This is a genomic window from Micrococcus sp. HMSC31B01 (assembly GCF_001816085.1).
In the GTDB taxonomy this organism is placed as follows: domain Bacteria; phylum Actinomycetota; class Actinomycetes; order Actinomycetales; family Micrococcaceae; genus Micrococcus; species Micrococcus luteus.
This window is the reverse complement of sequence record NZ_KV825381.1, coordinates 1,741-7,331: the sequence shown is the minus strand read 5'-3', so window position 1 is coordinate 7,331 and position 5,591 is coordinate 1,741. Positions and strand designations below refer to the sequence as shown.

Annotated in this window: 5 protein-coding genes and 1 pseudogene; 4 read left to right on the top strand and 2 right to left on the bottom strand. The window is 74.9% G+C overall.

Annotation, left to right across the window (positions count from 1 at the left end):
* Positions 1-425, top strand: a pseudogene (locus HMPREF3105_RS11110) (hypothetical protein); the annotation flags it as partial.
* 33 nt (positions 426-458) lie between these two features.
* Positions 459-1,007, top strand: coding sequence for an NYN domain-containing protein (locus tag HMPREF3105_RS11105; protein ID WP_036316538.1), 549 nt, complete (start codon positions 459-461; stop codon positions 1,005-1,007).
* A 22-nt stretch (positions 1,008-1,029) separates the two neighbouring features.
* On the opposite strand, the gene HMPREF3105_RS11100 is transcribed toward HMPREF3105_RS11105, so the two are convergent.
* Positions 1,030-1,878 (bottom strand): HAD family hydrolase, encoded by an 849-nt coding sequence (locus HMPREF3105_RS11100; RefSeq protein WP_041103498.1) that lies wholly within the window; start codon positions 1,876-1,878, stop codon positions 1,030-1,032.
* A gap of 73 nt (positions 1,879-1,951) precedes the next feature.
* On the opposite strand from HMPREF3105_RS11100, the gene HMPREF3105_RS11095 reads away from it, so the two are divergent.
* The gene (locus HMPREF3105_RS11095) at positions 1,952-3,028 is read left to right on the top strand and encodes a malate dehydrogenase (RefSeq protein WP_041103497.1); all 1,077 of its coding nucleotides are present in this window, start codon (positions 1,952-1,954) and stop codon (positions 3,026-3,028) included.
* Between the two features lie 103 nt (positions 3,029-3,131).
* On the opposite strand, the gene HMPREF3105_RS11090 is transcribed toward HMPREF3105_RS11095, so the two are convergent.
* Complete coding sequence (locus HMPREF3105_RS11090) at positions 3,132-4,052, bottom strand: carbohydrate kinase family protein (protein ID WP_070709633.1); 921 nt, start codon at positions 4,050-4,052, stop codon at positions 3,132-3,134.
* Between the two features lie 126 nt (positions 4,053-4,178).
* Between HMPREF3105_RS11090 and HMPREF3105_RS11085 the strand changes: the two genes are divergently transcribed.
* The gene (locus HMPREF3105_RS11085) at positions 4,179-5,516 is read left to right on the top strand and encodes a uracil-xanthine permease family protein (protein ID WP_070709632.1); all 1,338 of its coding nucleotides are present in this window, start codon (positions 4,179-4,181) and stop codon (positions 5,514-5,516) included.
* Positions 5,517-5,591: the final 75 nt, after the last annotated feature.

Here is a 5,591-nt window from a genome sequence, read left to right as displayed (position 1 = left end):
GGGGGATCGCGCTGGCCGGCGTCGTGCTCGCCCTGTCCCGGACGCAGACCGGCGCCGCCCCCGTGCCCTACACGGCGACCCCCGCGGAGGCCCTGCTGGACACGGGCCTCGTGCTGACCGTGCTCGGCGGGTGCGCGGCCCTGGCGCCGCCGCGGGCCGGGCTGCTGGCCGTGCCCGGCGCGATGACGCTGTCCGTGTACGTGGCGCACCTGTGGTACCTCGGCTGGGTGCGGGGGCTCGGACCAGGGCCGTGGCGCAGCGCCACGGGCACGGACGACACGTGGTTCAACCTGGCCGTGCTGGTGGCCGGCGCGCTGCTGCTGCCGCTGCTGTGGCGGGCCGTCGTGCGCGTCGGCCCGTTCCGCGCGGGGCCGCTGGAGGGCGTCGTCCGCCTGCTGACGGCCCCGTTCGACCGCGCGCGCTGACCGACGTCCACCCCAGCGGGTAGCCTCGAGAGCGTGAGCGAGCGAACCACCTACCTGCTGATCGACGGCGAGAACATCGACGCCACCCTCGGCACGTCCATCCTGCAGCGGCGCCCCCAGCCCGACGAGCGGCCACGCTGGAAGCGCCTGCTCGGCTACCTCGAGGACCGCTGGGACCAGCCGGTCAAGGGCCTGTTCTTCCTCGCCATCGACGGTGAGATCCCCATCCCGTTCGTCCAGGCGCTCACCGCCCTCGGCTTCCAGCCGATCATGCTGCGGGGCGAGGGCAAGGTCGTGGACATCGGCATCCAGCGCACCGCGGAGGCGCTGCTGGGCCGGGAGGACGACGTCGTCCTCGTCAGCCACGACGCCGACTTCGCCCCCCAGCTCACCGACCTCGCGGCCACGCCGGGCCGACGCACCGGGATCATGGGCTTCGAGGAGTTCCTCTCCCACGAGCTGCGCCGCATCCCCGGGGTCGAGTTCTTCGACCTGGAGCACGCGGTGGGCGCGTTCGACTCGTCCCTGCCGCGCCTGCGCGTGATCGACGTCGAGGCGTTCGACCCGAACGAGTTCCTCTGACCCGCCGGGGGCGGCCCGCGGCTCAGTCCGTGGGCAGCTCCAGCAGGCGTTCGACGGTGGCGGCCACCCCGTCGTCGTCGCACGCCCCGACCACGCCGTCCGCCGCGGCCAGCAGCGACGGGTGGCCCGAGGCCACGGCCAGGCCGAGACCGGCCCACTGGAGCATCTCCAGGTCGTTGGGCATGTCCCCGAACGCGACGACGTCGGCCGGCGCGACCCCCCGGCTCGCGGCGAACTCGGCGAGGGTCGCCGCCTTGTGCACGCCGGGCGCGGACATCTCCACGAGCGCGATGCCGGGCGCGGAGTGCGTGGCGCTCACGAGCTCGTCCAGCTCGGCGCGGGCCGCGGCGAGGAAGGCGTCCGGGGACAGGGTGTCCGAGCGGGCCAGCAGCTTCACGACGCCCAGCCGACCCGGCAGCGCGGCCTCGAGCGTGGCCGCCGCGTGGACCTCGGCCCGGAACTCCGCGCGCTCGGAGAACGCGTGCTCCCAGAAGAAGCCCTCGAGGGTCTCGGCACCGAAGGACACGGTGCGGTCCAGCGCGCGCAGCCGGTCCGTGGCGGTCCACACGGCCTCGACGGGCATGGGGTGGGCGATCAGGACGTCGTCCGTGGCGGTGTCCACGACGACGGCGCCGTTGGAGCAGATCACCGGGCCGACGGGACCCAGCTGCGCGCTCAGCGGGCCGAGCCAGCGGAGGGGACGGCCGGTCACGAACACCACCTCGACGCCGGCGTCGTGGGCCTCGCGCAGCGCCGCGATGGTGCGCGGGCTCAGGCGCCCCGACCGCGTGTGCCGGTACCCGATGATGGTGCCGTCCAGGTCCGTCGCGATCATCCGCGGACGGCGCGAGGGCAGGGGCAGGGCGGGCATGCGCCCAGTCTAGGCCGGGGCCGTGCGGCGGGCCGGGGTGTCCTCCGCGGGCGAGCGGGGGCACGATGGGGGCGTGGACACCGCACAGCAGACCACCGCACAGGACACCGCCCCGGACCCCGCGTCGACGACGCCCCGCACGGTCACCGTCACCGGCGCCGCCGGCAACATCGGCTACGCGCTGCTCTTCCGCATCGCCGCCGGCGGGATGCTCGGCCCGGACACCCCGGTCCGGCTGCGCCTGCTCGAGATCCCGGCCGCCCTGGGCGCCGCGGAGGGCACCGCCATGGAGCTCGCCGACGCGGCCTTCCCGCTGCTGGCCGACGTGGAGGTCACGGAGGACCCGGCCCGCGCCTTCGACGGGGTGCAGCACGCGCTGCTCGTCGGCGCACGGCCGCGCACGAAGGGCATGGAGCGCGGCGACCTGCTCGAGGCGAACGGCGGGATCTTCGGGCCGCAGGGCCGGGCGATCAACGACCACGCGGCGCAGGACGTGCGGGTCGTCGTCGTCGGGAACCCGGCCAACACCAACGCGCTGATCGCCGCCGCCCACGCCCCGGACGTGCCGGCCGAGCGCTTCACGGCGCTGACCCGGCTGGACCACAACCGGGCCGTGGCGCAGCTGGCGGCGCGGGCCGGCGTCGCGGTGACGGACGTGTCCGGCGTGACGATCTGGGGCAACCACTCCGCCACCCAGTTCCCGGACCTCACCCACGCCCGCGTGCGGGTGGACGGGACGTGGCGGCCGGCGCTCGAGGTGGTGGACCCGGTGTGGGCGAGCGAGGAGTTCGTGCCGCGCGTGGCGAGGCGGGGCGCGGAGATCATCGAGGTGCGCGGGGCGAGCTCGGCGGCGTCGGCGGCGTCCGCGGCGATCGATCACATGCGCGACTGGACCCTCGGCACCGGTGTGGACGCGGACGGTGCGCCGCGCCGGACGTCGGCCGCGGTGGTCTCGGACGGCTCCTACGGGGTGCCGGAGGGGCTGATCAGCTCGTTCCCCGTGACCTCCGACGGCGGCACCGCGTGGCGGATCGTGCCGGGGCTGGAGCCGGACGAGTCCGTGCTGCCGGGTGAGGGCGGGCGGCTGGCCGCGACCGTCGCCGAGCTGGAGGCCGAGCGCGACGCCGTGCGAGGGCTGGGCCTGCTCTGAGGCGGCCGGGATCGTCTGCGTCTCTGACCCTTCTGGGGGCGTCCCCGCCCGCCGGAAGGGTCGGATGCGCAACAGATTCGTGCGGGGACGGGAGGGCGTGGGGTCAGTCCGCCAGCTCGGCCCGCGTGGGCGGGTCCGCCCCCGGGCGGGAGGCCGTGATCGCCGACGCGCGGGAGGCGTAGATCAGCACCGACTCGACGTCGGCCGGGTCCATCGCGTGCAGGCGGCCGCGGTTCGCGGCGCCGAGCAGGGAGCGGTCGTCGAGGGCGGCGAGCAGGGCGGCGGTGAACGAGTCGCCGGCACCCACGGTGTCCGCGACGTCCACGGGCACGATCGGGCGCTCCACCACGCCGTGCGCGGTGACGGCCACGATGTCCTCGGCGCCGCGGGTCATCACCACGAACGCCGGGCCCATCCGCTGCCACGCCTGCAGCGACTCGCGCAGCGGGCGGTCCGGGTACAGCCACGCGATGTCCTCGTCCGAGGCATGCACCACGTCCGCCAGCCGCACGGACTCCTCCGCGCGGGCGCGGGCGAACGCCCGGTCCGGCACGATCGTGGGCCGCACGTTGGGGTCGTAGCTGATGGTCGTCACCGCGGAGATCCGCTCGAGCAGGGCCATCACCTCGGCGTCGCCGGGGGCGAGCATGGTGGCGATGGAGCCGGCATGCATGTGGTGCAGCGGGCCGCCGGCGGCGTCGTCGAAGTCCCGGGCGAGCGCGGCGGCGGGCGGCAGCGTCCAGTCCAGCTCGAACTCATAGCTGGCGGCGCCCGTGGGGTCCAGACGCGCGGTGGCCACGGAGGTGGCGGCGGCATCCGGCTCGAGCAGGCAGCGCACGCCGTTCTCCCGCAGATGCGAGGCGATCATGTCCCCGTGCGCATCGCGGCCGAGGCGGCCGGCGAACAGGACGGGCCGCTCCAGCCGGCTCAGGCCCACGGCCACGTTCAGGGGGCTGCCCCCGACGTGCACGCGGGGGGTCGCGGTGTCCGAGACCACGACGTCGACGAGCGCCTCTCCGATCACACCACAGTACTGAGCCACGCGCCCCACGGTACCCTAATCACCGGCGCGGAACCGGGGCTGTGCGCAGGCTTCCAGGCCCCCGAGAAACGCCCGACACCCCCATCCCCGACCCCTCGGCAGGCGGCCATGTCCCCCACCCCCACCCGGCCCTCGCGCGGCGCCGGCTGGCGCCTCCACGGCGACGGCCGCACCATCACCCCGGGCACCGTCGTCGCCCCGGACGAGCGGCTGAGCTGGCCCCGGACCGTGGGCATCGGCGTGCAGCACGTGATGGCCATGTTCGGCGCCACCGTGCTCGTGCCCGCCCTGACCGGCATGCCCGCGACGACGGCGCTGCTCTTCTCCGGCCTGGGCACCCTGCTCTTCCTGGTCATCACGGGCAACCGCCTGCCCTCGTACCTGGGCAGCTCGTTCGCGTTCATCGCACCCCTGACGGCCGCCGCCGCGATCGGCGGCACGGGGGCCGCGCTCGGCGGCATCCTGGTGACGGGCCTGCTGCTCACGGTGATCGGCGCGATCGTGCACCGCGCCGGCACCGGGTGGATCCACGCGCTCATGCCGCCGGCGGTGATGGGCACGATCGTGGCCCTGATCGGCCTCAACCTCGCCGGCGCCACGACGACGGCCATGCAGGAGGTGCCGGTCACCACGTTCGGCACGGCCCTGGCGGTGGTGCTCACGGCCGTGACGTTCCGGGGGCTCCTGGGCCGCCTGTCCATCCTCGTGGGCATCGTGGTGGGCTACGTGCTGGCCCTCGCGCAGGGCCAGGTGGACTTCGCCGCCGTCGGGGAGGCCGCCTGGATCGGGCTGCCGCCCTTCCACGGCCCGGAGCTGCGCTGGGACCTGCTGCCCCTGTTCCTGCCCGTGGTGCTCGTGCTGGTCGCGGAGAACATCGGCCATGTCAGGACCGTCGGGCTGATGACCAAGCGCGACCTGGACCCGCTCACCGGCCGTGCCCTGATCGCGGACGGCCTGTCCACCATGCTCTCCGGCGCGGGCGGCGGCGTCGGCACCACCACGTATGCGGAGAACATCGGCGTGATGGCCAGCTCGCGCGTCTACTCGACGGCGGCGTACTGGGTGGCCGGCCTGACCGCGATCGCCCTCGCGTTCCTGCCGAAGTTCGGGGCCGCCGTCGCCACCATCCCGGCCGGGGTGGCCGGCGGCGCGGGCATCATCCTCTACGGGATGATCGGCATGATGGGCGTGCGCATCTGGGTGCAGAACCGCGTGGACTTCTCCAACACCGTGAACCTCATGACGGCGGGTGCGGGCCTGATCATCGCGATCGCCGACCCCCAGCTCGTGGTCGGCGGGCTCGTGTTCGGCGGCATCACGCTCGGCACGGTCGCCGCCCTGGTGGTGTACCACCTCATGACGGCGATCGCCCGCGCCCGCGGCACCGAGCCGGTGCCCGAGGACGAGGAGGAGTTCGAGGCCTCGGAGGCCGGCCGGCTCGGCTGACCCCGGCCCCGGGCGCCCCGCCTCGCGCATCCCCGCGCCACGCGCACTTTCGGTCGTGAGATAGGGCCAATCTCA

Bases quoted from the DNA above. Each gene is read 5' to 3' on its own strand.
- HMPREF3105_RS11100 (WP_041103498.1), bottom strand. From the start codon at position 1,878: ATGCCCGCCCTGCCCCTGCCCTCGCGCCGTCCGCGGATGATCGCGACG.
- HMPREF3105_RS11085 (WP_070709632.1), top strand. From the start codon at position 4,179: ATGTCCCCCACCCCCACCCGGCCCTCGCGCGGCGCCGGCTGGCGCCTC.